The sequence below is a fragment of the Kitasatospora sp. NPDC004799 genome, from assembly GCF_040609095.1.
GTDB lineage: Bacteria > Actinomycetota > Actinomycetes > Streptomycetales > Streptomycetaceae > Kitasatospora.
The window spans coordinates 1-1,042 of record NZ_JBEXJK010000847.1 but is presented as its reverse complement, the minus strand read 5'-3'; the positions used below and the strand labels follow the sequence as shown (position 1 = coordinate 1,042).

Here is a 1,042-nt window from a genome sequence, read left to right as displayed (position 1 = left end):
TCGCGCGGGTGGTGCAGGAGGCCACCGACGACAGCGGCCGGGAGATGACGGCCGAGGAGCTGTACGGGCTGTTCCGGGCCGAGTACCTGGACGCGGGCGCCGGCCGGCGGTGGCGGGTCGGCGACGACCGGGCCGAGGTCGACGGCCGCGAGGGCACCGGCGCCGGGCCGCTGGACGCGGTGGCCGACGCGGTGGGGGCGGAGATCCTCTCCTTCAGCGAGCACGCGGTCGGCTCCGGGCGGGACGCGGTCGCGTACGTGGAGGCGCGGGTGGGCGGTCCGGACGGCCGGGTGGTGTGGGGCGTCGGACGGGACGCCTCGGTGCTCACCGCGGGCGTCCGGGCGGTGCTGAGCGCCGTCGGGCGCGCCGCCCGGGGCGCGACCGTGCCGGTACGGAAGGCATGATGGGCCGATGACATCCTCCCTCCCCACCCGTAGTCAGGCCGTCGCCGAGGCGCTGACGGCGGCCGGCGTCCCCGGCGAGATCCGCGTCCTGCCCGACTCCGCCCGCACCGCCGCCGAGGCCGCCGCCGCGCTCGGCTGCGAGGTCGGCGCCATCGCGAACAGCCTGGTGTTCGTCTGCGACGGTGCGCCGCTGCTGGTGATGACCAGCGGTGCCCACCGGGTCGACACCGCCCACCTGGCCGGGCAGTTGGGCACCGGTCCGATCGAGCGCGCCACCGCCGCCCAGGTCCGGGAGGCCACCGGCCAGGCCATCGGCGGCGTCGCCCCGACCGGCCACCCGGCGCGGCTGCGCACGGTGGTCGACACGGCGCTCGAAGGGTACGAGGTGCTCTGGGCCGCCGCCGGGCACCCGCACACCGTCGTGCCGATGACCTACCGGGAGCTGCTGGCCGTCACCGGCGGGACGCCGGCCACGGTGGCGGCGGAGTAACCGCCGGGACTCCTCGGGCCGTTCGGGCTCCTCGGGTCGGCCGACGGCGCGCTCGTACGTCACCACGCCCGGTTCACCCCTGTCCGCATCCTCTTCGTCCCCCGTTCCACCGACTCCACCGCGACCACCGAGACCACGCGCCTCAGCC

2 protein-coding genes are annotated in these 1,042 nt (G+C 77.2%); both read left to right on the top strand.

Going from position 1 to position 1,042, the window contains the following annotated elements; genetic code table 11:
- The coding region (locus ABZW03_RS41255) for an alpha-isopropylmalate synthase regulatory domain-containing protein (RefSeq protein ID WP_355270062.1) at positions 1–404 on the top strand (404 nt) is incomplete at its 5' end.
- A gap of 7 nt (positions 405–411) precedes the next feature.
- Complete coding sequence (locus tag ABZW03_RS41250; RefSeq protein ID WP_355270061.1) at positions 412–894, top strand: YbaK/EbsC family protein; 483 nt, start codon at positions 412–414, stop codon at positions 892–894.
- Positions 895–1,042: the final 148 nt, after the last annotated feature.